Annotated in this window: 20 protein-coding genes and 5 tRNA genes; 15 read left to right on the top strand and 10 right to left on the bottom strand. The window is 40.0% G+C overall.

Annotated features, from left to right (window positions below):
• Nucleotide 1 precedes the first annotated feature (1 nt).
• Both lldR and lldP read right to left on the bottom strand, forming a co-directional pair.
• Complete coding sequence (gene lldR / locus FTU12_RS05765) at nucleotides 2-745, bottom strand: transcriptional regulator LldR (RefSeq protein WP_180004196.1); 744 nt, start codon at nucleotides 743-745, stop codon at nucleotides 2-4.
• Between the two features lie 32 nt (nucleotides 746-777).
• Complete coding sequence (lldP, locus tag FTU12_RS05760) at nucleotides 778-2,445, bottom strand: L-lactate permease (protein ID WP_180059893.1); 1,668 nt, start codon at nucleotides 2,443-2,445, stop codon at nucleotides 778-780.
• A gap of 618 nt (nucleotides 2,446-3,063) precedes the next feature.
• Between lldP and argG the strand changes: the two genes are divergently transcribed.
• Nucleotides 3,064-4,407, top strand: coding sequence for an argininosuccinate synthase (gene argG / locus FTU12_RS05755; RefSeq protein WP_078192912.1), 1,344 nt, complete (start codon nucleotides 3,064-3,066; stop codon nucleotides 4,405-4,407).
• Nucleotides 4,408-4,489: 82 nt separating this feature from the next.
• On the opposite strand, the gene FTU12_RS05750 is transcribed toward argG, so the two are convergent.
• Nucleotides 4,490-5,746: a diguanylate cyclase gene (locus FTU12_RS05750; RefSeq protein ID WP_180113951.1), complete on the bottom strand. Its 1,257-nt coding sequence runs from the start codon at nucleotides 5,744-5,746 to the stop codon at nucleotides 4,490-4,492.
• A 151-nt stretch (nucleotides 5,747-5,897) separates the two neighbouring features.
• Here FTU12_RS05750 and pyrC point away from each other — a divergent pair, with 151 nt between their 5' ends.
• The 8 genes from pyrC (at nucleotide 5,898) to FTU12_RS05710 (ending at nucleotide 13,848) form a co-directional block, all read left to right on the top strand.
• Complete coding sequence (gene pyrC / locus FTU12_RS05745; RefSeq protein WP_111885770.1) at nucleotides 5,898-6,932, top strand: dihydroorotase; 1,035 nt, start codon at nucleotides 5,898-5,900, stop codon at nucleotides 6,930-6,932.
• Nucleotides 6,917-7,576, top strand: coding sequence for a ribonuclease T (gene rnt / locus FTU12_RS05740; protein ID WP_078192915.1), 660 nt, complete (start codon nucleotides 6,917-6,919; stop codon nucleotides 7,574-7,576). Before pyrC ends, rnt begins: the two co-directional genes overlap by 16 nt.
• A gap of 20 nt (nucleotides 7,577-7,596) precedes the next feature.
• Nucleotides 7,597-7,672: transfer RNA gene (locus FTU12_RS05735), tRNA-Glu, on the top strand.
• Between the two features lie 201 nt (nucleotides 7,673-7,873).
• Complete coding sequence (locus tag FTU12_RS05730) at nucleotides 7,874-10,417, top strand: TonB-dependent siderophore receptor (protein WP_180113950.1); 2,544 nt, start codon at nucleotides 7,874-7,876, stop codon at nucleotides 10,415-10,417.
• Nucleotides 10,418-10,473: 56 nt separating this feature from the next.
• Complete coding sequence (locus tag FTU12_RS05725) at nucleotides 10,474-11,310, top strand: hypothetical protein (RefSeq protein WP_180113949.1); 837 nt, start codon at nucleotides 10,474-10,476, stop codon at nucleotides 11,308-11,310.
• Nucleotides 11,307-12,074 (top strand): hypothetical protein, encoded by a 768-nt coding sequence (locus FTU12_RS05720; RefSeq protein WP_180113948.1) that lies wholly within the window; start codon nucleotides 11,307-11,309, stop codon nucleotides 12,072-12,074. The genes FTU12_RS05725 and FTU12_RS05720 overlap by 4 nt, the downstream gene beginning before the upstream one ends.
• 65 nt (nucleotides 12,075-12,139) lie before the next feature.
• Nucleotides 12,140-12,292 (top strand): hypothetical protein, encoded by a 153-nt coding sequence (locus FTU12_RS05715; RefSeq protein ID WP_180036011.1) that lies wholly within the window; start codon nucleotides 12,140-12,142, stop codon nucleotides 12,290-12,292.
• Between the two features lie 128 nt (nucleotides 12,293-12,420).
• Nucleotides 12,421-13,848 (top strand): amino acid permease, encoded by a 1,428-nt coding sequence (locus tag FTU12_RS05710; RefSeq protein ID WP_078192919.1) that lies wholly within the window; start codon nucleotides 12,421-12,423, stop codon nucleotides 13,846-13,848.
• A gap of 156 nt (nucleotides 13,849-14,004) precedes the next feature.
• Here the strand turns inward: FTU12_RS05710 and FTU12_RS05705 are convergent, their stop codons facing one another.
• Nucleotides 14,005-14,697, bottom strand: a complete 693-nt coding sequence (locus FTU12_RS05705) for a hypothetical protein (RefSeq protein WP_180113947.1) — start codon at nucleotides 14,695-14,697, stop codon at nucleotides 14,005-14,007.
• Between the two features lie 106 nt (nucleotides 14,698-14,803).
• Between FTU12_RS05705 and FTU12_RS05700 the strand changes: the two genes are divergently transcribed.
• The 6 genes from FTU12_RS05700 to FTU12_RS05675 all read left to right on the top strand — a co-directional run bounded on the left by FTU12_RS05700 (nucleotide 14,804) and on the right by FTU12_RS05675 (nucleotide 17,878).
• A tRNA-Glu gene (locus FTU12_RS05700) sits at nucleotides 14,804-14,879 on the top strand.
• 123 nt (nucleotides 14,880-15,002) lie between these two features.
• Complete coding sequence (locus FTU12_RS05695; RefSeq protein ID WP_078189154.1) at nucleotides 15,003-16,421, top strand: amino acid permease; 1,419 nt, start codon at nucleotides 15,003-15,005, stop codon at nucleotides 16,419-16,421.
• Between the two features lie 109 nt (nucleotides 16,422-16,530).
• Entirely contained in the window at nucleotides 16,531-17,436 is a 906-nt protein-coding gene (locus FTU12_RS05690; protein WP_111885776.1) for an alpha/beta fold hydrolase, read from the top strand.
• Nucleotides 17,437-17,568: 132 nt separating this feature from the next.
• A tRNA-Glu gene (locus FTU12_RS05685) sits at nucleotides 17,569-17,644 on the top strand.
• 24 nt (nucleotides 17,645-17,668) lie between these two features.
• A tRNA-Glu gene (locus FTU12_RS05680) sits at nucleotides 17,669-17,744 on the top strand.
• A gap of 58 nt (nucleotides 17,745-17,802) precedes the next feature.
• Nucleotides 17,803-17,878, top strand: a tRNA-Glu gene (locus FTU12_RS05675).
• 66 nt (nucleotides 17,879-17,944) lie between these two features.
• Here FTU12_RS05675 and FTU12_RS05670 read toward each other — a convergent pair.
• From FTU12_RS05670 to FTU12_RS05645, 6 genes are all read right to left on the bottom strand, one after another.
• Complete coding sequence (locus tag FTU12_RS05670; protein WP_180113946.1) at nucleotides 17,945-18,544, bottom strand: YiiX family permuted papain-like enzyme; 600 nt, start codon at nucleotides 18,542-18,544, stop codon at nucleotides 17,945-17,947.
• A gap of 88 nt (nucleotides 18,545-18,632) precedes the next feature.
• Nucleotides 18,633-19,877 (bottom strand): NADH:flavin oxidoreductase/NADH oxidase family protein, encoded by a 1,245-nt coding sequence (locus tag FTU12_RS05665; protein ID WP_180113945.1) that lies wholly within the window; start codon nucleotides 19,875-19,877, stop codon nucleotides 18,633-18,635.
• Nucleotides 19,878-19,989: 112 nt separating this feature from the next.
• Nucleotides 19,990-21,591 (bottom strand): ABC transporter ATP-binding protein, encoded by a 1,602-nt coding sequence (locus FTU12_RS05660; protein ID WP_180113976.1) that lies wholly within the window; start codon nucleotides 21,589-21,591, stop codon nucleotides 19,990-19,992.
• Nucleotides 21,566-22,579 (bottom strand): ABC transporter permease, encoded by a 1,014-nt coding sequence (locus FTU12_RS05655; protein WP_180113944.1) that lies wholly within the window; start codon nucleotides 22,577-22,579, stop codon nucleotides 21,566-21,568. Before FTU12_RS05655 ends, FTU12_RS05660 begins: the two co-directional genes overlap by 26 nt.
• Nucleotides 22,579-23,646 (bottom strand): microcin C ABC transporter permease YejB, encoded by a 1,068-nt coding sequence (locus FTU12_RS05650; protein ID WP_180020769.1) that lies wholly within the window; start codon nucleotides 23,644-23,646, stop codon nucleotides 22,579-22,581. The genes FTU12_RS05655 and FTU12_RS05650 overlap by 1 nt, the downstream gene beginning before the upstream one ends.
• A 33-nt stretch (nucleotides 23,647-23,679) precedes the next feature.
• Nucleotides 23,680-25,518, bottom strand: coding sequence for an extracellular solute-binding protein (locus FTU12_RS05645; RefSeq protein ID WP_180113943.1), 1,839 nt, complete (start codon nucleotides 25,516-25,518; stop codon nucleotides 23,680-23,682).
• Between the last annotated feature and the right edge of the window lie 23 nt (nucleotides 25,519-25,541).

Genomic DNA, 25,541 nt, shown 5'->3' with positions numbered 1-25,541 from the left:
CTTATATCCTGTTTAATCGACTGGCACGCTGACGTCGAGCTTCTTCTTCATCAATCATACGCACCTGTTGTACTACAAACTCAATGTGTCCACAGACTGCTTTACGTGCAGCTTCAGGATCACGACGTTCAATTGCATTCATGACTTGAAAGTGCTGATCATGCAATTGATCAAATCGGTGTGCTTCGCTATAAACTTTTCGACGACCTAAAACAACATTAAATTGCAACAGATCAAATAGACCACGCATCATCTGAATCAACACTAAATTGTGTGAAGCTTCAGCAATTGCTAAATGAAATTTGGCATCTGCACGCGCTGCTTCATCGTCATTGCCTAAAGCCTGAAAATGATTGATCTGATCATAATAATGTCGGATATGTGCCAAGTCCTCTGCTGTAGCACGTTGTGCCGCATACCATGCGGTACCACCTTCCAAAATAATGCGCGCCTCTTGCACATCAAAACGGTAGGCAGGGTCTTCACTAATCAAACTGCTGATGGGCTGCACAATTTGATAACTCGACCAAGTCGCAGGTAATTGCTTTAAAAAAGTCCCTGCACCGACTTTACTGACCAACACGCCCATGCTGGTCAATTGAGAAATCGCTTCGCGTAAAGAGGTGCGTGAGACGCCAAGTTGTTCACACAATTTCCGTTCAGCAGGCAGACGATCTCCAACTTGCATATTGCTTTGTTCAATCAATACACGAAGACTTTGAACAGTTTTATCAGAGACTTTCATCTGCTTTCCTTAACGTTGTTACACAATTCGTGTTATGGAATCATCCAAGGGAACACATAAGCTTGTAGGGTGATTAAAATCCCCATCATGATTGTGAACGTTATACTGTGTTTTACGGTAAAACGGAATAAATCCGACTCTTTACCTACCAACCCGACTGCCGCACATGCAATTGCAATTGACTGTGGTGAAATCATTTTCCCTGTCACACCGCCACTGGTATTAGCAGCAACGAGTAATACTTCTGGCACACCGATTTGTTGTGCAGTAGTCGCCTGCAATGCTGCAAATAGCGCATTGGCTGACGTATCTGAACCCGTGAGGAATACACCAAGCCATCCTAAAAATGGCGAGAAGAAGGTAAAGGCTTGACCTGTATGTGCAAGGGCCAAAGCCAAGGTCGAAGACATACCTGAATAGTTGGCGATAAAAGCAAAAGACAACACCATCCCAATCGAATAAATTGGAATTTTTAATTCATTAATGGTTTCACCAAAGGTCACAATCGCGTCTTTCGGCTTCATTTTTAAGAAAATAATGGTAATGATCGCAGCAATGACAATTGCCGTACCTGTTGCCGAAAACCAATCAAATTTATAGATGGCATCGTAGTCCTTCATTTCAGGTACGACTGGCGGCATCTTTTGAACCAATTGGTGTAAGAATGGCACTTTGATCGAAATAACCAAATCATGTAAAGCACCGTCTTTGGTAAATAAATCCTTAAACGGTTTAATACTCCAGATCGTGACCATCACCGTTAAGATCGCAAATGGCGACCACGCTTTTGCAATTTGACCCAAGCTATATTTTTGCTGTTTTTGTGCAGCCACATCTTCACTCATCGTCGCATCTTGATCTGCAAAGCGGAAAATATGTTTAGGCTGCCAATATTTAAATAAAATCGTTAATGACACTAAAGAGGCAATCGCCGCAGTAATATCGGGTAATTCAGGACCGACAAAGTTCGAGGTTAGGTACTGTGCAATCGCAAAGCTACTCGCCCCAACCACAACCGCAGGCCAAGTTTCCTTCACACCGCGCCAGCCATCCATAATCGCCATAATCCAAAACAGTACAATCGGCACCATAAATGGCAGCTGTCGACCAACCATCTGACTGATTTCCATCGTATCTACACCAGACACTTGTCCAGCAACGATAATTGGAATACCCATCGCACCAAAAGCCACTGGCGCAGTATTGACGATCAGACAAAGACCTGCCGCATATAAAGGTTTAAAGCCTAAACCTACCAATAGTGCTGCGGTAATCGCCACAGGAGCACCAAAGCCCGCAGCACCTTCTAGGAAAGTACCGAAAGCAAAGCCGACTAATAGCATCTGTAAACGTTGATCTTCAGTAATGGAAAGTATCGAAGAACGGATGATGTCAAACTGCCCTGTTTTGACTGAGATTTTATACAGGAACACCGCACCAATAATGATCCATGCGATCGGCCATAAACCATAGAAAAAACCGTAGACCATCGAAGCCAATGCCATAAGCGCAGGCATGTCATAGGCAAATAAAGACACCAACAGTGCCAGTACAACGGTCATCGTACCTGCCACACTGCCTTTTAAACGAAATACAGCAAGCGCCAAGAAAAAAAAGATAATCGGAATGAGCGCAATTAAACTTGATATCCATATATTCCCCATTGGGTCATATATTTGCTGCCATTGAAGCATTGTCATCTCCTTGAAATGCTTACTAAGATTTAATTATTGAGCAATATCAGCATGTGGTCTTTTTACATTGGTATGACCAATATAAATATTAAAAACATAAAAACTCATACTATTGCTGAAATACTCCGCAATTTTTAATTATTTCAACTCAATCATTCAAGCTTTTCTTATTTTTGGTATGACCAATATAAAATACAAAAACATTATTTTTCCGTTTAAAAACCTCCATATCAACTTTTAAATAATTGTTTTGTAGTTATTATTTATGAATGTATTTTATGAAATATACTTTAGTCTAATAACCACGCTTTGTTTGACCTCAGTCTCATTTCAATGAAAAGCATAAAAACCAAATTAACTCAATATTGGTATGACCATTTATTTAAATCTAATAGATTTCTTTATATTTGCATCCTATTCCATTCAGAAAATGCATTTTCCGCCTGCAAAAACTAGATGAAGTATTCAACAATAGATTTCAACGATCATTTTTTTCCACCTCATCGCTTGTATCTCATGATTTTTTAGAAAAACCCCGCAGAAAAGTGCTACAATCATGCACATATATGTATTCTTTCAGGCCACCCATTCTCGGTGCCTATATTTATATCGTTAGGATTAACAATGACTGATAATGCAACTATCTTGCAGAATGTCCCAGTTGGCAAAAAAGTTGGTATTGCCTTCTCTGGTGGTCTAGATACTTCAGCTGCGCTTTTGTGGATGAAACAAAAAGGTGCAGAACCTTATGCTTACACAGCAAACTTAGGTCAACCTGATGAAGACGACTACGATGCGATTCCAAAAAAAGCGGAAGCGTATGGCGCAGTTAAAGCTCGCTTAGTTGATTGTCGTTTACAACTTGCATTAGAAGGTATTGCGGCTATTCAATGTGGCGCTTTCCACATTTCAACTGGTGGTATGCCTTATTTCAACACGACTCCTCTTGGTCGTGCAGTTACAGGTACGATGCTTGTAACCGCAATGAAAGAAGATGACGTAAACATCTGGGGTGACGGTTCGACTTATAAAGGTAACGACATTGAACGTTTCTACCGTTATGGTCTATTGACTAACCCAGCACTTAAAATTTACAAACCGTGGTTAGACCAAACCTTTATTGACGAATTAGGTGGCCGTGCAGAAATGTCACAGTTCCTAATCGACAACGGTTTTGACTATAAAATGTCAAAAGAGAAAGCGTACTCAACTGACTCAAACATGTTAGGTGCGACTCACGAAGCAAAAGATCTTGAATACCTTAATGCGGGTATCAAAATCGTAGACCCAATCATGGGCGTTGCTTTCTGGAAAGATGACGTAGAAGTTAAAGCTGAAGAAGTTTCTGTAACTTTCGAAGAAGGCTTCCCTGTTGCATTAAATGGCAAACGCATCGAAAACCCAGTTGAGTTCATTCTTGAAGCCAACCGTATCGGTGGTCGTCATGGTCTAGGTATGTCTGACCAAATCGAAAACCGTATCATTGAAGCAAAATCTCGTGGTATTTACGAAGCTCCGGGTATGGCGCTTCTTCATATTGCTTATGAGCGTCTTGTGACTGGTATTCATAACGAAGACACCATCGAACAATACCGTATTAACGGTCTGCGTTTAGGTCGTCTTCTTTACCAAGGTCGTTGGTTCGATTCTCAATCATTAATGCTTCGTGAAACTGCGCAGCGTTGGGTTGCTAAAGCAATCACTGGTACTGTGACTTTAGAACTTCGTCGTGGTAATGACTACACTATTCTAAACACTGAATCTCCTAACCTCACTTATGAAGCTGAGCGTTTAACTATGGAGAAAGGTGACTCTATGTTTAGCCCTGCTGACCGTATCGGTCAATTGACTATGCGTAACTTGGATATCACAGATACTCGCGCTAAATTAGGTATCTACACAAACTCTGGCTTACTTGCAGTAGGTACAGGTTCTGCAGTGCCTCAATTAAAAGACAAAAACAAATAAGATTTGTTGAGTCATAAAAAACCGCGCATTTTGCGCGGTTTTTTATTGCCGATTTCAGAGAAGTTCTCAATTTTATTAAACATTAAGCCACATGTGCTGAACGAATCGACTGATAGTAAATTTGATTCCGGCCTAATTGTTTCGCACGATACAACGCCTGATCGGCAATATTTAACAGTTCATCCTTCGTCATATTTTCAGCACGATATACCGTAATACCCAAACTAATAGTGACGTGATTTGAAACCTGTGATTTGGCATGTGGAATTTCTAAACGATCGATTGCTTTATAAATATTTGAGGCAACTGCATAAGCACCATGCGCATCGGTTTCAGGCAATAAAACCACAAATTCTTCACCACCATATCGCGCTACGAAGTCCATATGTCGAATGGCATTTTTAATGGTTTTGGCAATGGTTGAAATTACATCATCGCCTTTTTGATGACCGTAGAAATCGTTATAGTTTTTAAAATGATCAACATCGATAAATAGCACAGCAAGCGAGGTGTTATTACGTCGAGATTGCTCATAAAATGTATCAAGCATTTCATCAAAAGTACGTCGGTTTGAAATCTTGGTTAATTCATCATGCTGACTTAAATGTAAAAGCTCTGTGGTATGAATACGATGGATTTTTTCACTAATATCCGCGCGCAGCATATTCAAAAAAATCATCCTTTCACGCGCACAGAGCATCTTACTGATTGCAAAACCCAATACACAGCTTCCAATCAGTACACGCCCCAACACCATTACATCAAATTTCACTTCTAACGAAAAAAGCATCAACATGGTGACCACAGCAGCCAACAAGCCAGACATCAACATTTGGACCGGTTTCACCCCAGTCAAAATATAGCTCAAGATGTAAATCATACAAAGGATCATCATGGCCTGATGTTTAAGTGCTTCGGTATACACGGTCATGGTGAGCCAAGACATTGAAATAACTGCCCAGAACACCACAAACATACTAGCATGTGAAAAATAAGGCTTCAGACGCTCGTAACGAGCAAAGGCATATAAAGTCAAAAGACACAGCGCACCATTGAGCTGTCCAAGCAAACAATGAATAAAATCATGCACAAAATGCTGTTGATCAATAATCCAGTAATCGCCGGGAATGATTAGCATGGTAAGCACAAAGTAGATCAACACCCCCATCCAGAAAAAATGACGTATGTTGGTTTGCGCACGATCGAGGTTTAAAGTCCAAAATTGGGTTTCCAGTTTTTTAGGAAACATTTCCCCTACACGACGAGTTTGCCGTGTAATCAGTTCCTCTATTTTTTCTTTATCGTATTGCAACTTTGCAAGGTTATACTTGTATTCCATTTCCAAGCATTTATCTAATTCTTTTAGTCATTTAAAAATACCACAGTTTTATTCTTTATTTATATCTGTTCAGTCATTTGTACAGAAATCTCGTTACCATTTTCACATTATTTGCATTATCATTTGTTTTATTTCCAAGCTTGGAATCGCTGTGAACACGATTACTCTTCTTCAGCCAGATGATTGGCATGCACATTTACGTGACGGTCTAGCCCTAAAGCGTACAGTTCCTGATTTAGCACAACAATTCTCTCGCGCGATTTGTATGCCAAACACCGTACCACCGGTAAAAACCGTTGAAGAAGCAAATGCATACCGTGAACGTATCATGGCACATGTTCCTGAAGGCGTTCACTTTGACCCGCGTATGGTGCTTTATTTCACAGACAACACCCCGGCGAGTGAAGTTAAAAAAATTAAAGAATCTGAGCATGTTAATGCCATCAAGCTCTATCCAGCGGGTGCAACTACGAACTCGGACAGTGGTGTCAGCGATATTAGTAAAGTCTATGGTGTGATTGAGCAACTCGAAGAACACCAAGTGCCATTACTGTTACATGGTGAAGTGACCCATAACCATGTCGATATTTTTGACCGTGAAAAACGTTTCCTTGATGAAGTGCTTTCTCCACTGTTAAAACAGTTCCCTAAATTAAAATTGGTGCTAGAACACATCACTACTAGTGAAGCTGCGCATTTTGTATTAGAACAAGACCGTAATGTCGCTGCGACAATCACACCGCAACATTTATTGTTTAACCGTAATGACATGTTGGTGGGTGGCATTAAACCGCATTTCTATTGTCTACCGATTTTAAAACGTCAAACCCATCAGCAAACTTTGCTTGAAGTCGCGACCAGTGCGAACCCTAAATTTTTCTTAGGTACAGACAGTGCGCCGCACTCAAAAAATGCTAAAGAAAATGCATGTGGCTGTGCAGGATGTTATAGTGCACCAACAGCAATTGAGCTATACGCTCAAGCATTTGATCAAGTCGGTAAAATCGACCGTTTAGAAGGTTTTGCAAGCCACTTTGGTGCAGACTTCTACGGACTCCCTCGAAATACCAATACCATTACTTTGGTAAAAGAAGATCAAGTGATCCCTGAAAGTTTAGACTATTTGGATGGCGAAAAAATTATTCCGTTGTATGCGGGTAAGACCATCCAATGGAGAAAAGTGTGACAGATGAAACTCGACCAGTCATTGGTCAACGTTTCCGTGGATTCCTACCTGTTGTTGTCGATGTCGAAACAGCAGGTTTTAATTCACAGACCGATGCCTTACTGGAAATTGCAGCTATTCCTATTGTGTATGATGCAGAAGGTAATTTTGTACCGGGTGAAGCCCACCATGCACATATCAATCCATTTGAAGGTGCCAACCTTGACCGTCGTTCACTGGATTTTATTGGTGTAGATCCATTTAATCCGATGCGTATGGCCATGGCTGAAGATGAAAAATCAGCATTAAAACGTATTTTTAAGTCAGTGAATGAAGTACGTCGTCAACAAAACTGCACTCATGCTGTTTTAGTTGGTCACAATGCCCATTTTGATTTAGGGTTTGTACAGGCAGCTATTGCACGTACAGGGACAAAAAATCAAAATCCTTTCCATAGTTTTTCCGTATTCGATACAGTGACTTTGAGCGCTGTAATGTTTGGACAAACTGTGCTGGCAAAATCATGTATTCAAGCAGGTATTGAGTTTGATGGTAAAGAAGCACACTCTGCACTTTACGATACTCAGAAGACCGCTGAACTGTTCTGCTATATTTTGAACAAACTCGGCCCTCACCTACTTGACACTATGATGGCGGATCAATAAGATACCGCCATCTTCTAAACGTCCCTATCGTCTAGAGGCCTAGGACATCGCCCTTTCACGGCGGTAACCGGGGTTCGAATCCCCGTAGGGACGCCAATTCTTATTCAGACTTTCTCCAAGCTGAATATTCAAGTCTATTGAATACACATCACCATCTCTCCTGATTATTCAAAATTTTCATTGAATTTGTTGTGTATTAAAAAATCACTTATTGCAAATAATTCTCATTTCTATTGATTATTCTTGTAAAGTTAATGATAATCGCTATCGTTTTTATCTGCATAATTGTTGACAGCCATGCGCTTTGCCTATTCTCCCCTTAATATCGCAATTTTGACTGCTTTAGCATCTCAAACGTATGCAAATGAAAGCCAGATCTCCGAAGAAATCAAAACCAATACGGTGTCGATGACACCTATTGAGGTTGAAGTCAAAGCCAAGCAAGAAGTAGGTAAAACCGTCTACACCAAAGAAGATTTAGAAAAAACGCCGAATAGCTCAAAAAATATCACAGACTTTTTAAAAGTTAATCCAAATGTGCAGTTTAGCCGTGAACAACGTTCTGCAGATTCACAGGCTGAGCTACGACCATCCGAGATTTCTATTAATGGCGCGCAATCTTACCGAAATAAATTTGTAATTAACGGCGTCAATACCACCAATAACCTTGACCCTCTGGCAAGCGGCAACTCCTATTCAGGCAAGCTTGATGGTGGCTCACAAGGGATTGCCCTAAATACCGATTTAATTTGTAAATTAGAATTGATCGATAGTAATGTTTCTGCAGCATACGGCGAATTTACAGGTGGTGTAGTTAATGCTGAAACTTGTGCACCAAATACTGAAATTGGTCAAGTTCATGGCAGCGTGACTTATGACTATACCGAAAGTGATTGGAATCGTTATCATGTCAAAACCGATGCTGACAAAGCACTTTTCGAAGGTGATTCAACACAATCAAACCAAAAGGAATATACCCGTCAAGGCATCAGTGCCAATGTATACAGTAAACTCTCAGAAGTTTATGGCATAAATCTATATGCTTCTCAAAGAAGCTCAGAACTGCCTGTATACAGTGGTTTGCCCTCACCTGACATCATTAAACAAAAGAAATTAAACACCAACATTGGTGCAACACTTTTTGCAAATACCAATTCTGATACATCGATCAAACTCGGCTTTAGCTTGGGCGATTTAGAAAATAATAGCTATGCTGAGAAACGTCGTAATTCATACAGTACAACCAACAATGAATCGGCATTGATCTTTGCTGAAATAGCTAAGGTCTACCAATGGGGTAAATTAAACCAAAAATTAAATTATCAAAACATTGATAATTCACGTGTTAATGAAGCAGATATTGGTATTAATTGGCTGTATGCCGCAGGCAGTAAAGACTGGAACAACACTGAAAAAGTTTGGGAAGCCGCATCTTCAGCAGACATTGATTTAAAACAATCGACTGTCAATTATGAAATCGATAGTGTTTTTAACACTTTTAAACTGGCAGGCACACAGCATCAAATCAGTACCGGTTTTGCTTACCATTATGATGATGTTCAATGGGAACGTACCAAAGACTTCTCTACTTTCTACGGCGTTACTTCAGGCAATGCTAAAAACCTGTATGACCTCGAAGGCGGACAATGTCAAATCAATGACCCACTTTGTGATGAAAATACAACTGCTCCTTTTATAAACAATAAAGTTCCTACAGTGTTCCAAGGACAATATTTCAAAAAAGGAAGTTTATATCGTGCCGGTGAATTTAATAAAAAATATCAACAAGCTTCAATTTATGTAGAAGATGATATTCGCTGGAATAATATAAGAGCACGTTTAGGACTTCGTGCAGATTATGATGAATCAAATAATCACCTGAATTTTGCACCGCGTACCAATATTAGTTACAAACCTTTCAGTAATGATACTTTAACCTTAGTTTCAGGTTGGAACCGCTATTATAGCGCTCCGACGTATATGACTGATTTAAGACAGTCCTTATCTGATTTAAATTTTGAAGTAACTCGCGCAGATCAAAATTCACAATGGATTGAATCCGAAAGCTCAGGTTCGCAAGATACACGTAAAAAAAACCTAAAAACACCTTATGCAGATGAGTTTGTGATTGGTCTTAGTAGCGAATTCAAAAATGCTTATTTCGCTTTAAAATGGGTCAATCGCCAATATAAAGATGAAATTTCGAGAAATAAAACCTCTATTCCCCACAATGGGTTTAACTTTTCTTATGAATATGGAAACAGCGGTTACGGCGAGAATGACACCGTAACCTTTGAACTCGAGACACTTGAACCGTTAGAATTCTTGGGTACACAGCATAATTTAGGTTTAGCAGTGAATTACACTGACTCTTACCGCAGCACCCCTGATTACACAGAGAATCTAACTGAGGAAGACTTATATAAGTTAATTTCTTATGATGGAAAAATTATGCATTTTGGCGATAAGCCTGCATCAAATTATAATCAGCCCATCACAGCACGTTTCACTTGGGATATTGGCTTTAATGCAGTTCCTGTAAAAATTTCTAACTTCTTTAGCTATAAAGATACCTATAAGCAAGTGCTGACTGCCAGCAGTGCGGACAAAGTGATTCATGATGGTGTAAAAATTGATACTTATACCCTTCAAGATGTGAAACCTCGTTTTAGTTGGGATATGCGTACCACCTATGATTGGAAAATCTCGAAAGATTATTCAGCTATATTAGGACTAACAATAAATAATATTACTAACCGTAATAATCTGTATGTGAGTGGTAGCAAACTCTATTCCGAAATAGGACGACAGTTCATTGCGGACATCACGTTTAAATTTTAATATTCATTATTCAAGAGCGCCACAAGTGCTCTTGTTTTATTTTACAGAGACACAAAGTGAAAAAAATAATACTTCTCATCACATTTTGTATATTCTTTATAGGTATCTTTGTCTATATATTACGCCCTACAGCTCCCCTAAAGTTAAATAATCTAGACACTGCTAAAAATTTCACAGTAGCTGAAAATCAAAATGTTTCAAATGTAGATCAAAGCGCGACCTATTCTGATACAAATAAAAGTGAAGCTCAGCTACAAAATAAAAAACCTAAAAAATTGAGTGCAGAAGCATCTGCATATTATACACATGCGCTCCGCTACGGTTGGGAATCTGTCGTTCGTGATTTTGAAAATGGAACCATCCTAAAAAGCAAAATGCCTAAAGAAGAAAAAGAAAAACTTTGCGAAATTACACTGAGTCTAAGTACTGCCGATCAAACCAAACGCTTATTTAAAGCAAATTGCAAACCACTCAATGGCCGTTCATCCTCCATGATTATTAATGGCGCATTAACCAATGCAGAAGGCAAAATAGATCAAAACGAAATCATTGAAAAATTAAAGCTCTACAAGGCGGAAAACGTTTTACAAACACACGTTACGTATAAATTTGGCCCGTATGAAGAAAAAAGCTCTTTGCAATCCAAAGCAATTGACTGGGGACTAGAAGACGTTTCTGATTATTTGCTGAGTATTGGAGTCGATTACACGGGCGTGGATGGTAATTTAATTTTAGACAATATCAAAGGCCGTAACCCTTCTGTGAGTTTGGTTCAAAAACTACTGAATGCAGGAATCGAGCCCAATAGTAACGTTTATAAACAAATGGAACAGAATGACTTTTCCACCAAATATCCTAACGTTTACAATTTATTAAAAGCACATAAACCATGAAAAACATCGTTATTACCAGCTGCCTGCTAATGAGTATGCATTGCTTTGCAAATGCTCCAGTGCCACAAAATCTCGCCACCAATGCACCATCAGTGAAAAACATTCACGACTTTAAAAAGATCAAAGGGATGACAAATGATGCATCTCGTTATTATAAATTTATAAACATATATGGTTGGTCAGCCATAGTGCAGGAATTTGAAAATAAAAATATTCAAAGCAGTAAAATGAAAAATAAAGAAGTTAAAAAAATGTGTGACACAGCGCATCTTGTACTTCCACTTCAAGATATCAAGCGACTGATTGCTGCTGATTGCAAACCCAGCTCAAACGATGTGACTTTTAACACCATCAATAGGACTTTAAAAAATGGCGATGGTTCTATTAATGAACAAGAAATTATTGCCAAGTTAGAATTTTATAATGCATTAGGATTATTAAAAACACATCAAACATACGGCCGTGGCTATCGTGCAGAAACATATAATTTACTCTACAAAGCTGCCGGTTTTGGTTTGCCTGATGTTTTTGATTATCTCCTGAATATCGGACTCACAGTAAAATATACCGATGGTAACTTACTGAATACACATTTTGATGGTCGCTCCCCACAACTCGCTTTAACCCAAAAAATTTTAAAACTGGGTGTTGAGCCAAATGCTTCAACCATCACGATCATGCAACAACGGAACTTTAAACAACACTACCCCGACATTTACCAAGTCATCCTGTCCAATCTAGAACAGAAAAACCGTAAACTTTAATTAATTACAGCCTGACTGGTTTTGTTTATACTTCAGCTTGATCTATTTTGATGTAAGAACACCCTATGTTTAAAAAGTTGCTCTTGGTTTTAGCCATCTTATTTCCATCTGCACTCTATCTGTATATTGTGAGCCGCGATGACACCAAAGCCCCTGTAGCTGAACAAACTCAAGTACCTGCAACTTCTGAAGCTGAGTATCAAACTCCTGACCATTAATCCAATGGTCAGTGCTAAAGATTTAAATTTTAGATCAGTATTATTACATTATAAGAAAAATTCGATTTATCAATCATTTCACTGCATTCAATCATAAAATATACCTTTCATTCAATTTTCTTTTCACTATGCAATCTCCCTCTGAACCTTCGCAACACTCGTCTGCTGAAGGTAAAAGTCCATCGCTTAAACGTGCGATGACGACTCGACACCTTGTGATGCTCTCACTTGGTGGTGCAATTGGTACTGGTTTGTTTATGGGTTCAGGTGAAGTTATTTCACAAGCTGGGCCTTTGGGCGCTGTACTTGCCTACATTATTGGCGGACTAATCGCCTACATGGTTATGCTCTGTTTGGGTGAGCTTGCCGTACATTTACCTGTTTCTGGCTCTTTTGGTGCTTTTGCGACAAATTATATTGGCCCGGGTACCGGTTATATGGTGTCTTGGATGTACTGGTTGGGCTGGTCTGCCACCTTAGGTACAGAATTTACTGCGGCGGCTATTTTGATGCAGGAATGGTTTCCACAAACCTCTATTTGGTTATGGACACTGATCTTTGCAGCTGGCGTACTGATCTCTAATCTAAGTTCTACACGTGCGTTTGCAGAGTCAGAATTTTGGTTATCAATGGTGAAAGTTGCAACAGTGTTGATTTTCATCATCCTTGGTTTTGCCTGCATCTTTGGTTTCGTACCTTTCCAAGGCTATGAATCAGCTCCAATGTTCCACAATTTGACAGAACATGGTTGGCTGCCAAATGGTTTGTTCCCTCTGTTTGCCACGCTATTGATCGTGAACTTTGCCTTTAATGGTACGGAGATGATTGGTATCGCTGCAGGTGAAACTGAAAACCCTGAAAAGAATGTGCCTAAAGCCATTCATGCTGCGGTATGGCGCTTAATCATTTTCTTTGTCGGCACTATTATCGTCATCAGTTCACTGTTGACCTATACCGATGCAGGTTTAAATGTCGGCGGACATGGCGGCTTAAGCAGTAGCCCTTTCGTTTCCGTATTTAACCTGATGGGCATTCCCTATGCAGAAGACTTAATTCGTTTCGTCATTATTACGGCTTTACTGTCTACAGCTAACTCTGGTTTATATGCTGCATCACGTATGATGTGGGCGCTGTCCGCACAAAAACAATTACCACGTGCTTTCGGCAAATTAAGCAAAACTGGTGTGCCTTATATTGCTGTATTGGTCACTATGATCGGTGGTTTACCAGGCCTATTGTCAGAACAATTTGGCGCAGATGTCATCTTCAAAAACTTGATGGGGGTTGCCGCCTTCACCATGGTGATCGTGTGGATGAGTATTTGCTGGAGTCAATTTAACTTCCGTCGCCAATGGCTGAAACAAGGTCATAGCGTGTCAGAACTTAAATTCCGTACACCATGGTTCCCGCTGGTTCCAATTCTTGGCTTTGTCTGCTGTACCGCAACAGGTTTAAGTATGGCTGCAGATCCTGAAATGCTTTCAGGCTTTATTGGCTGCCTGATCTTTATGGCAGCATGTTATGCAGGTTATTATTGGTTATATCACGATAAATAAAATAGTTAAGGTGGCTCATTAGCCACCTTTTTTTATGAAACTATTTCTCTTCCCTATGAGAGAAAAATTAGGGTTTCCATATAAATTCAAAAATGATTTGTGGGAGCAGTTTAATCCACAAAAACCACTGTACAAATTATAATTTAAGGAAATCGTTCAACTGCTTTTCGTCAATGAGTTTTTATCCTCGCTCAACACCAAGATATAATCCCATACTTTCAACTCCAATGAGTCCTTTTCGGATTTTGCCCCTTTAGAAACATTAGCTAAAAGACACGCAGCTACTATTGCTAGAAATATTTGGATAGATACTCTCAAACTTGTATTAGATATTAATTCAACAAAAGTAAAGTTAAAAACTATTAATGAAAGTGGCAAAAGCACCCGACTTAAATTCATCTGTTTTTTAAATTCAGGAAAATCACGATTAATAACCAATAAATCTTGTTTGTCTTTACTCCACAACATTGGCTCAAAACATACATCCAATTTTTTTTCTAATTTTTCAAGTTCTACATCATCACTAGACAACTGATATCTTCGAACCTTTAAGATTAGATATAATTTAAAAAAGCTCTGGATATCTAAAAAATAATGAGAATCATCTAAAGATTTGAGGTGATTATACGTAATTCTACTTTCCCCATCTAAATCCCTAAATAAAAGTTCATCAATAATTCTTTCAAACTCTGATTTACTAATATACGAAGAAAAATTATTTGTATAAACTTCAAACCAATGCAAATAATTCAATAAAACTATATAGAATCTTTCATGGACTTTGCCCACATTAAATTGATTGATTTCAAATAAAATTTCAGAAATAAACTCATTAAAATTATTTTTCATTAAAAAAATTCTGTTTTTGTTTCATTTATATACATTTAGAATATAACAATGAAACTCTATTTTGACAAATATAGATGGGCTATGTACTATACACCCACCTCAAAACGTCCCTATCGTCTAGAGGCCTAGGACATCGCCCTTTCACGGCGGTAACCGGGGTTCGAATCCCCGTAGGGACGCCAATTCTTCTGTCAGCTCTGACAAACTTAAAGTTTATTTATCTATAATTTATATTAATTGATTGCATCATCATTGCATTCTTCTCTACAATTACTCGCTTCATTATTTGATTCTCCTTTTTCTCTATGCAGTCATCACATTCTCCGAATGATGCTTCGCATCAGGGCAATTCTGCGCCGTTAAAACGCGCTATGAGTACTCGACATCTGGTGATGATTTCGCTTGGCGGCGCAATCGGTACTGGTTTATTTCTTGGTTCGGGTGAAGTCATTGCACAAACGGGGCCTGTAGGTGCCATTATTTCGTATTTTTTAGGCGGTATTATCGCCTATATGGTGATGCTTTGCTTAGGCGAGCTCGCTGTACATATGCCAGAATCTGGTTCATTTGGCGCTTATGCTAAACGCTATATCGGACCTGGTACGGGTTATACCATCACTTGGCTCTATTGGCTGACATGGTCAGTAACGCTAGGAACTGAATTTACTGCTGCTGCACTTTTAATGCAGGAATGGTTCCCAGACAGTTCTATGTGGATGTGGACCTTAATCTTTGGTGCTTTTGTATTCTGCTTGAATATGATTTCAACCAAATGGTTTGCTGAATCTGAATTTTGGCTAGCCTTAGTCAAAGTGATTACCGTTGTAGCCTTTATTATTTTAGGTCTATTGGCCATTTTTGGTGTTCTAGGCTATCGAGGCTATGAAGCTGCACCGCTGTTTAGCAACCTCACTGCACAAGGCTGGTTCCCTGAAGGTTTGTTCCCAATTTTCGCTACAATGTTGATTGTTAACTTTGCATTCTCAGGTACTGAGCTGATTGGTGTTGCTGCGGGTGAAACCAAAGATCCAGCGAAAAATGTACCTAAAGCCATTAATACGGCGATTTTCCGCTTGTTGATTTTCTTTGTGGGTACCATTGTTGTTATTACTGCATTATTGCCACACCAAGAAGCCGGCTTATCTGCCGAAGGTGTAAGTAGTTCACCTTTCGTAACGGTATTCCAGCACATTGGTATTCCTTATGCAGAAGACATCATCCGCTTTGTGATTATCACAGCCCTACTTTCTGCTGCAAACTCAGGTTTATTTGCTGCATCTCGAATGATGTGGTCATTGTCCTATAGTAAGCAATTACCTGCGGTGTTCTCTAAAGTGAACTCACGTGGTATTCCTTATGTTGCGGTGATTGTGACCATGATCGGTGGTATGCCAGGCTTACTTTCTGAGCAATTTGCACCAGAAACCATCTTCAAAAACTTGTTAGGTGTTGCGGCATTTACCATGGTGGTGGTGTGGATGAGTATTTGTTTAAGCCAATTCAACTTCCGTCGTCAGTGGTATAAAGAAGGCAAAACTGCAAAAGATTTAGCTTTTGCTGCACCACTCTTCCCAATCGTGCCGATACTCGGTTTTGTATTCTGTCTGATTACTTGTATTAGTATGGTATTTGACCCAGAAATGTTAACTGGCTTTATCTGCTGTATGATCTTCATTGTGGCGTGTTATATCAGCTACTACACCTTGTATCACAACAAAGATTGATCTGTGTTGTCATGCCAAACACGATAAAAGAGTAACTTCGGTTGCTCTTTTTTTATGGCTATATTTTAATAAAAGTAGAATAAAAACTGATCCGTCGATGAGGTGCAATATGCAGATCATCTTTATCCATGGCATGAATCAACAGCAACAAACTGCACGTTCGCTCGAACAGCATTGGCTTGCACTGTTGTCTCAAGGCTTAAAGCAAAGCCATCAAGAGACTTTTTTATCATATATACAGCACCATATGCGCATGCCTTTTTATGGAGATTTACTCACGCGTTATCATTTGCAGAATATGCTTCAAGCCAGCACCTTGACGCCTCAAACGTGGCCACATTTTCCGTTTATCCATCGTACTGAACTCCCAGAAAAATCACCAAAAGTACTTGAGCATCATGCTGTACAAAATAATCTACCTGACATCACCCTCAATGATGCTATTGGATTGAGCCAGTCATTCAAATCGATCACCGCACTCGGCAAAGATCTTGCGCTACGCGATTTTGCAGTTTTAATGAATTATTTCCCCAAATTACATGCCACACTTTTGCATAAATTTTTGGTCGAAACTTATCTCTATTTATCCAATCCACACTTTATTCAGGCAGTTCATACTCGTCTGCATGAGCAATTACATCAAACGAAACCCACCCTGTTGATTGCACATTCGCTAGGTAGCGTGATTGCGTATCATTTTTTACTGTTACATCCTGAACTCAACATACAGCGCTTTATCACCTTGGGCTCACCTTTGGCTTTTCGTGTCATCCAAGCCCACTTACCTCAGCCTTTACAGCGACCTGATGCAATTTCAGGCGATTGGTTAAACTTTTATTCACATGATGATTTTCTCAGCGCTTTTCCACTGAGTCAGGCACCATTTGATTTTCAACCCGCCATTATCAACCAGCAAATTCAGACATCGATTGAACACCCACACGATATTGCTGGATATTTAACGCATCCAGAAGTTATTGCTACAATCTTACAAGTGTTGAAAAAACCGACATAAATAATGTATTTTTCAAACATTTTTAGCAAATTGTTTTAATTTTATGCACTCAACAACAAAAACTGAATTTATTTATAGAAAAGCGTTTGACACCCCCCGATTTTCACCCTAATATACGCCCACCTCTGAAACGTCCCTATCGTCTAGAGGCCTAGGACATCGCCCTTTCACGGCGGTAACCGGGGTTCGAATCCCCGTAGGGACGCCAATTTTCAGAAGTACATTTTATTAAGTCCCTATCGTCTAGAGGCCTAGGACATCGCCCTTTCACGGCGGTAACCGGGGTTCGAATCCCCGTAGGGACGCCATTATTTAGTCTAAAAACTTAGACTGAAATAAACGGTTTTAAAATTTGCTTTCTGTACTGTCCCTATCGTCTAGAGGCCTAGGACATCGCCCTTTCACGGCGGTAACCGGGGTTCGAATCCCCGTAGGGACGCCATATTCGAGTTGGTTTTAACCACTCATTAAAAAGCTCAAGCATTGCGACTTGGGCTTTTTTATTGCCTTAATTTCTAAATATTTCTTTTAAAAGTTTTGAATCATAAATGGCCTTAGGGGCAATCACCTGCTCATTTAGCGGAATATTTTGACCATAGCGCTGCCGCATTAGACGCTGCACTTCATATTGTTTTAAATCAAATTGTTTCAGTTTTTGTAATGGAGAAAGTTCGATACCTAAAGCATGCTGATAAGCTTTCCAAACAATTTCAGAACAGTAAATTGCACGGTCATCCCATTCAAAATAAATATCATAGGGTTTGCCCAAGTACTTTTCTGCATTTTGTACTAGCTTCGTTTTCTGCGGCACATTTAAGGGTTGTTTGAGCCTTTTCACCACATAGTGAGCATTCTCCCCACGCGCGATCCATTGATTTAAAGCGGTATATTGCACAGGTTGAATAGCTTCAAGCACCCAAGTTTGGTTATTTTTATTTACGATCATGCCCATGTGACTATAAGGCGAATGTGTCGCCTTTTGAATGCTTAAACTTTGTTGTGACTTTGAGATATGAAAAATGATATCCCCCGTCTGAAATGTAGACTGGGCATAGAGAGCAGAACTGAGCCCCGAAAGAATGACTATTAATATTAAAATTTTAGACATTTTTATTGTAAGTAATATTGATATGAATGAAGGCAACCATAACATGGATGTATGCCGATTGCCCTTATTCTAATAATTCAATGATTGACTAAGCCGACTTACGTGAATTGACTTGCCCTTTAATGACCGCGGTTAAATTGCCTTTGAGATATTTAAAAAACACTTTTAACGGTGAAAGTTTAGGATTTGGCTGTTTTCCTTCACCAATCGATTTAAACTGAGCGGCATACCAAATAATTTCCATAATCGCCATTTTATCAATCATCGGTATGCCAGTTTTAATTTTGTCCACACCATAACGAACATCCTGACCCGCCAATAAACGATCAGCCAAATCGACTTCAACAGCGAAAGGACGTGCAATACCAATAAAATCACAAGCTCCACTGTCTAGTGCAGCATTCATGCCTTGGACGGTTCTAAACCCGCCGGTAACCATTAACGCGCATTTCACTTCTTTACGGATATTGTCCGCAAAATCGAGGAAATAAGCTTCACGAGCAATGGTACTGGCTTTACGTTTTTCTTCTTTAGCACCCGCCATCGCTGGCGCTTCATAGGAACCGCCCGAGATTTCAATCATATCAATCCCTGCGGCATCTATAGCTTTAAAGACCTCAATCACATCTGTTTCGCTAATTCCGCCACGTTGGAAATCAGCAGAGTTGAGTTTGACCGAAATAATAAAATCATCTGTCGTCGCTGCACGAACTGCCTTATAGATTTCAAGCAAAAAGCGCATGCGGTTTTCATTTGAACCGCCCCACTGATCTTGACGTTTATTGGTCAGTGGCGACAAGAACTGACTAATTAAATAACCATGCGCACCATGCAATTGCACGCCTTCGAAGCCTGCCTTTTCACAAATGTGTGCGGCACGTGCAAAACGCTGAATGATATCTAAAATTTCATCTTCACGAAGTTCGCGCGGTGTTCCAAACGTTGTAGCTAACATTGGACTAAATGGCACAGCAGATGGTGCAACCGTTTCTTTATTTAAACCTTTAGGACATTGGCGGCCAGGATGTGAAAGTTGAACCAATTGCACCATGCCGTGCTTCTTGCCTAGCTCAGCCCACTGTGTTAACTGTGCTAAATCACGCTCTGTTTCAGCGACAACAACCCCAGGCTCATTTTTAGCACAAAAATCCACCATGACATTACCCGTAATGGCACAGCCTAAACCACCCTTCGCCCAAGCTTCATATAACCCAAAATGTAAGTGATTGGGTTGGCCTGCGGTATTGGCCAATGCTTCGCTCATTGCACCTTTAATGATGCGATTTTTAAATGTGGTATTACGAATTTTAAAGCTTTCAGCTAAATGGCTCATGGCAATGTCCAAAATGAAATAATAAGTCCTGAGTATTTACTCTAATTATTATTTTCTAAAGGTCAAGGATATTTTGACAATGACACATGTCAAAATATCCATAGCTTTGATTTTAGTATTGGCTGGCTGCAATTAATTTACGGGTATAGTCCGTTTGTGGTCGTGCAAATAGATCTGCAGTGTCTTGAAACTCCATGACTTTGGCATGTCGCAGTACCAACACTTTTTGACACAGGGCTTTGACCACGTGTAAATCATGACTGATAAATAAATAACTCATATTAAATTCTTGCTGCAAACGCCGTAGTAGCTTCACGATGGCTTTTTGTGTCGTCCGATCTAGTGCCGATGTGGGTTCATCGAGTATCAATAATTTAGGACGTAATACCAACGCACGTGCTAAGGCGACTCTCTGCCGTTGCCCACCGGATAACTCATGTGGATAACGCTGCTTAAATGAGCTGGCTAATTCGACTTTCTGCAAAGCTTCATCTATACGCTGTACAATTTCATTTGCAGATAAATGCTGTAAGGCCAAACCTTCGCCAATGGTTTGCTCTACATTTAGCCGTGGATTTAAACTACTGAATGGATCTTGAAAGACAATTTGAAATTCACGACGTAAAGGTCTGAGCTGTTTTTCTGAAAGTTGATGGATGGCGTGTTGATTTAACATAATTTCGCCATCACTTTCTATGAGCCGAGCAATAGCCAATGCTAGGGAGCTTTTCCCAGAACCACTCTCTCCAACAATACCGATCGACTCACCTTCAGCCACTGTTAAATCCAAAGCCTCTACCGCAACGACATAATCTTTGATGCGGTTCAATAAGCCTTGTTTGACTGGGAACTTCACTCCTAATTTGTGTAATTTTAAAAGTGTCTGCGTTTGTGAAACCTGTATTGCTACACCAAAATCATGGTCTAACAGATTTTGGGTATACGCCTGCTTCGGTTGCTCAAAAATTTCCTGAACATCTCCTTGTTCCACCACTTGTCCACGATTCATCACAATCACATGTTCGGCATAGCGCTTGACCAAATTCAGGTCATGGCTAATTAAAATCATGGCCATATTACGCTGCTGTTGTAGCGACTTTAATAAATTTAAGATTTGCGCTTGCAAAGTGACATCTAAAGCCGTGGTTGGCTCATCAGCGATTAAAATATCAGGATCTAAGGCCAATGCCATGGCAATCATGACACGTTGCCGCTGCCCGCCTGATAATTCATGTGGATAGCGCCTTAACTTATCTTCAGCATCTGGAATACCCACATCATTTAATAATTCTATAACCCGCTGCCGAGTTTTTGCCTTCGACCAACCTTGTAACAATAGTGACTCACCAACAATCTTTTCCACCCGATGCAAGGGATTTAAGGCCGTCATCGGCTCTTGAAAAATCATGGCAATTTTCTGTCCACGAATGTTTCGATGCTGTTCAGGGCTGAGTCCAAGAATATTCTGTCCATTCAGGCTGACGCTGCCTGTAACCTGCAGATCACTCGACAACAAACCGAGTATAGCTAGGCTGCTAATCGATTTACCTGAGCCGCTTTCTCCAACAATGGCTATCGTTTCACCTGCATGCAATTTAAAATTCAGCTCTTCAACCAAGACCTGTGCTGCATGTGAAATATTTAAATGTTCCACCGCTAACACGATGGGAGGTACATTAACTTGATGATTATTGACGTCTAGGATCGAATGCATCACGTGTCGCCTCCCCAATGTAAATCAATAAAGACAGCACGATCGCTAATGTAAAGAACCCCGATAAGGCAAGCCATGGTGCATTCAGATTGTTTTTCCCTTGAAGCAATAACTCACCTAAGGACGCGGCATCAGGCGGTAAGCCATAACCTAGGAAATCTAAGGCTGTCAGTGCTGTAATATTTGCCGTGAGCATGAAAGGTAGCTGTGAAAGACTGGAACTCATCGCATTTGGTAAGATATGCCGAAACATAATGGTGCTATCTGTAACGCCAAGACTCCGTGCTGCACGGACATAATCAAAATTACGAGCCCTTAAAAACTCTGCACGAACCAAGCCGACTAAAGTGGGCCAGCCAAACAACAGCATAATAACAAAGAGCCAATACACACTCGGCGTAAACATGCTGACCAAAATCATCACCATGAATAGCATCGGGAGTCCGCCCCAGACTTCTAAAATCCGTTGACCAATCAGATCTACCCAGCCACCATAATAGCCCTGTATCGCCCCAACCATGATGCCCAATATGGCTGAAGCAAAGGTTAATGCAAAACCAAACAGGAGCGACACACGTAATCCATATAAAATACGCGCGAGCACATCACGCCCTTGGTCATCTGTACCGAGCCAATTTTGTGCAGTCGGTGCAGATGGTACGGGCACAGCCAACTCTAAATTCGGTGTTTGATAGGAAAATTTAATCAGTGGCCACACAGCCCAGCCTTTCTCTTCAATCAGTTGCTGAACGACTGGATCTTTATAATCTGCCTCAGTTTCAAACACCCCACCGAAAGTGGTTTCTGGATAACTTTTTAGTACGGGTACATATAAAGAATCATCGTATTTAACCAAGAGCGGTTTATCATTGGCAATAAACTCGACAGCTAGTGACAACATAAAAATCAAGGCAAAGCTGATAAAGCATGTAAAGCCTAATTTATTTTCTTTAAAACGTTGAATTCGCGCTTGCATGATCGGAGACATTATTTTGCCCCCTGCGAATCAAAATTAATTCGTGGATCAATCATTTGATACATGACATCACTGATTAATCTTAAGATCAGCCCCATCAAGGTAAAAATAAACAAGGTGCCAAAAATCACTGGATAATCACGCTGCACGATGGCTTCAAATCCTAATAACCCCAGCCCATCTAGATTGAAAATAATTTCAATAAATAGATTTCCCACAAAGAAGATGCCAATCAAGGCTTCTGGTAGACCAGCAATGACAATGAGCATTGCATTACGAAATACATGCCCATACAGCACACGTGATTCGGTCAAACCTTTAGAACGAGCAGCAAGAACATATTGCTTATTCAGTTCTTCCATAAAAGAGTATTTGGTCAGATAAGTTAAGCCTGCAAAACCACCAATTACCATAGCAAACAAAGGCAACGCCATATGCCAAAAATAATCTGCAATTTTGCCAAACACACTTAACTCAGTAAAATTCTCTGAAACTAAACCTTGTAGAGGGAACCACTGAAAATATGAACCACCTGCAAAAAAGACAATGAGTAAAATGGCGAAGGCGAAAGCAGGAATGGCGTAACCTATAGCCAATAAAATAGACGTGCTTTTATCAAATAACAAACCATGTTGACGGGCTTTTTTAATACCTAATGGAATAGACACCATATAGATCAGCAAGGTACTCCATAAACCAAGGGATAAGGATACAGGCAGCTTTTCCCAAAGTAGCTCGGTCACAGGCTTATCTTTAAAAAAACTGGTACCAAAATCTAGCGTCACATAGCCCTTTAACATCAGCCAAAAGCGTTCGAATAATGGCTTATCGAAACCATATTGCGCTTCGATTTTTGCCACCATTTCTTCACTGAGGCCTTTAGCACCTTGGTATTTACTGCCTGTCGTCGCAGTTTCACCACCACCCGTGTTTCCCATGCCTTGAAAGGATTCTGCTTGCTGTATAGCTTGCTCAACAGGTCCTCCCGGCGCAATCTGAATCACGACAAAGTTAATCAGTAAAATGAAAAACAATGTTGGAATAATCAGGAGCAATCTTTTTAAAATATATGTGCCCATGTTGCTTTCACATTCCTTGTCATTCAGGTGTATTTATTGCTGCCGTAGATATTGTGTTATTTGCTTGGCTTGAGCTGCATCACTCCACCAATAGTCAATCCCTGCAGAAAGTTTAGGTTTGACATAAGGTTGCTTATACATATGCCAATAGGCAAACCAGTTTTCACTTTGCCCAAACATTGGGATTTGATAATAACCTGCTCTAAGCAGGCGGTCTAAAACACGCGTACGAATAATCAATTCTTCCCGATTTGGAGCATTGATCACCTGTTGAATGAGCTGATCTATTACAGGATTTTTAATCCCTGCGTAATTATAATTACCCACTTGGTCAGCTGCTTGACTGCCCCAAAGTTGAGCTTGCTCACCCGCTGGAGTGAGCGATTGAGGCATTTCATCCACGATCATATCAAAGTCAATATTTCGCATCCGCTCGGTGTATTGCGGTCCATCTACTTGTCGCAATAGCACCTGAATACCTAAACGTTTCAAATTTCGTATAAATGGCATTAAGGTTCGCTGCAAATCTTGTTGCTGAATCAAGATTTCGAATTTCACAGGCCGAGATTTTGCATCCACCAATCGGCCGTCTTGATAAAGATAACCCGCATTCAATAACAGTTGGCGTGCATGCAGCAGATTTTTTCGATTAAATCCACTGCCATCAGAAACGGGATATTGCCAATTGGATAAGACCCCCTGTCTTTGAATAGGATCAAGTTGCGATAACATCGGTTTTAAAATATCCAACTCTTGGATAGAGGGTTTCCCCTTCGCTTCTAGCACACTATTACTAAAATAACTCTGCAAACGCTGATACTGCCCATAAAATAATGCTTTATTTTGCCATTCAAAATCATAAGCATAGGTTAACGCTTGTCGAAAACGAATATCACTAAATGGCGCACGACGGGTATTAAATACGAGACTTTTTGTGGGAATCGGTCGTTCATGTTTAAAGCGATATTTGACAATTTTACCGTCTTTAAAAGCAGGAAAATTGTAAGCCCCCACCCAATTACGTGCGGTCTTTTCCTCATATAACGTAAATTGACCTGCTTTAAAGCCTTCAAAGGCTATGTCTGGGCTGCGATAATATACATATTTCAGATGGTTAAAATTATATCGACCACGATTAACAGCTAAGTTCTGCCCCCAATACTCAGGATTGCGCTTGTAGCGAATACTCCTACCTGCATCGATCGTCTCAATTGTGTAAGGGCCTGAGCCTAATATGGGCTGCAATGTAATTTGAGTAAAATCTTTTTTTGCCCAATCTTTTTTGGAATAAATCGGCATTTGCGCCAAAATCATGGGCATATCAGTGTTGTGTCCAGATTTAAAACTCATCCTCACCTGATATTTAGATAAAACATCTGTTTTGTCCAAATCCGCTAAGTACATTTGTAGACCGGGATTTGATTTAGTTTGAAAGGTATCAAAACTAAATTTAACGTCTTCAGCAGTGAGTTCAGAACCATCACTAAACCGTGCTTTTGGGTTTAAATGAAAAATAACAAAATTAGTTTTTTTCGGGTCAAATGTCACCTTTTCGGCAAGCAATGGATACATCACACCCGGTTCATCTAAAGATGAACTCATCAAGCTATCAAAAAGATAATTGATACCTTCAACAGAACGCCCTTTTCCATTCATGCTGTTTAAATTATCAAAACTCCCAATACTCGAGGTCGTGATATATCCCCCTTTATTGGCAAGAGGATTGGCATAGGGCATTGCCTGTAATTGATGATATTGAGGGCTACTATGTATGGCAAGAAAAGGCGTGGTCTGCAACGCAGCCCACGCCCCTGTTGAAAGTATGCTCAAAGTCACACCAAACACGTAACGCGAAGTTGAAGCAGAATACATTCAACTTAACTCCTTAATGTTTG

The sequence above is a fragment of the Acinetobacter sp. YH12063 genome (assembly GCF_013419715.1).
Taxonomy (GTDB): domain Bacteria; phylum Pseudomonadota; class Gammaproteobacteria; order Pseudomonadales; family Moraxellaceae; genus Acinetobacter; species Acinetobacter amyesii.
Note: the sequence above shows the minus strand (reverse complement) of the source record. Positions and strands in the feature narration are given on the sequence as shown.

What these genes read in the sequence shown, in the direction of transcription:
- FTU12_RS05705 (WP_180113947.1), bottom strand. Translation starts at nt 14,697, where the DNA reads ATGAAAAATAATTTTAATGAGTTTATTTCTGAAATTTTATTTGAAATC.
- FTU12_RS05710 (WP_078192919.1), top strand. Translation starts at nt 12,421, where the DNA reads ATGCAATCTCCCTCTGAACCTTCGCAACACTCGTCTGCTGAAGGTAAA.
- lldP (WP_180059893.1), bottom strand. Translation starts at nt 2,445, where the DNA reads ATGACAATGCTTCAATGGCAGCAAATATATGACCCAATGGGGAATATA.
- FTU12_RS05720 (WP_180113948.1), top strand. Translation starts at nt 11,307, where the DNA reads ATGAAAAACATCGTTATTACCAGCTGCCTGCTAATGAGTATGCATTGC.
- lldR (WP_180004196.1), bottom strand. Translation starts at nt 745, where the DNA reads ATGAAAGTCTCTGATAAAACTGTTCAAAGTCTTCGTGTATTGATTGAA.
- FTU12_RS05655 (WP_180113944.1), bottom strand. Translation starts at nt 22,579, where the DNA reads ATGTCTCCGATCATGCAAGCGCGAATTCAACGTTTTAAAGAAAATAAA.
- FTU12_RS05670 (WP_180113946.1), bottom strand. Translation starts at nt 18,544, where the DNA reads ATGTCTAAAATTTTAATATTAATAGTCATTCTTTCGGGGCTCAGTTCT.
- FTU12_RS05645 (WP_180113943.1), bottom strand. Translation starts at nt 25,518, where the DNA reads ATGTATTCTGCTTCAACTTCGCGTTACGTGTTTGGTGTGACTTTGAGC.
- FTU12_RS05715 (WP_180036011.1), top strand. Translation starts at nt 12,140, where the DNA reads ATGTTTAAAAAGTTGCTCTTGGTTTTAGCCATCTTATTTCCATCTGCA.
- FTU12_RS05665 (WP_180113945.1), bottom strand. Translation starts at nt 19,877, where the DNA reads ATGAGCCATTTAGCTGAAAGCTTTAAAATTCGTAATACCACATTTAAA.
- FTU12_RS05690 (WP_111885776.1), top strand. Translation starts at nt 16,531, where the DNA reads ATGCAGATCATCTTTATCCATGGCATGAATCAACAGCAACAAACTGCA.
- FTU12_RS05730 (WP_180113950.1), top strand. Translation starts at nt 7,874, where the DNA reads ATGCGCTTTGCCTATTCTCCCCTTAATATCGCAATTTTGACTGCTTTA.
- rnt (WP_078192915.1), top strand. Translation starts at nt 6,917, where the DNA reads ATGGAGAAAAGTGTGACAGATGAAACTCGACCAGTCATTGGTCAACGT.
- FTU12_RS05750 (WP_180113951.1), bottom strand. Translation starts at nt 5,746, where the DNA reads ATGGAATACAAGTATAACCTTGCAAAGTTGCAATACGATAAAGAAAAA.
- FTU12_RS05650 (WP_180020769.1), bottom strand. Translation starts at nt 23,646, where the DNA reads ATGGGCACATATATTTTAAAAAGATTGCTCCTGATTATTCCAACATTG.
- FTU12_RS05695 (WP_078189154.1), top strand. Translation starts at nt 15,003, where the DNA reads ATGCAGTCATCACATTCTCCGAATGATGCTTCGCATCAGGGCAATTCT.
- FTU12_RS05660 (WP_180113976.1), bottom strand. Translation starts at nt 21,591, where the DNA reads ATGCATTCGATCCTAGACGTCAATAATCATCAAGTTAATGTACCTCCC.
- argG (WP_078192912.1), top strand. Translation starts at nt 3,064, where the DNA reads ATGACTGATAATGCAACTATCTTGCAGAATGTCCCAGTTGGCAAAAAA.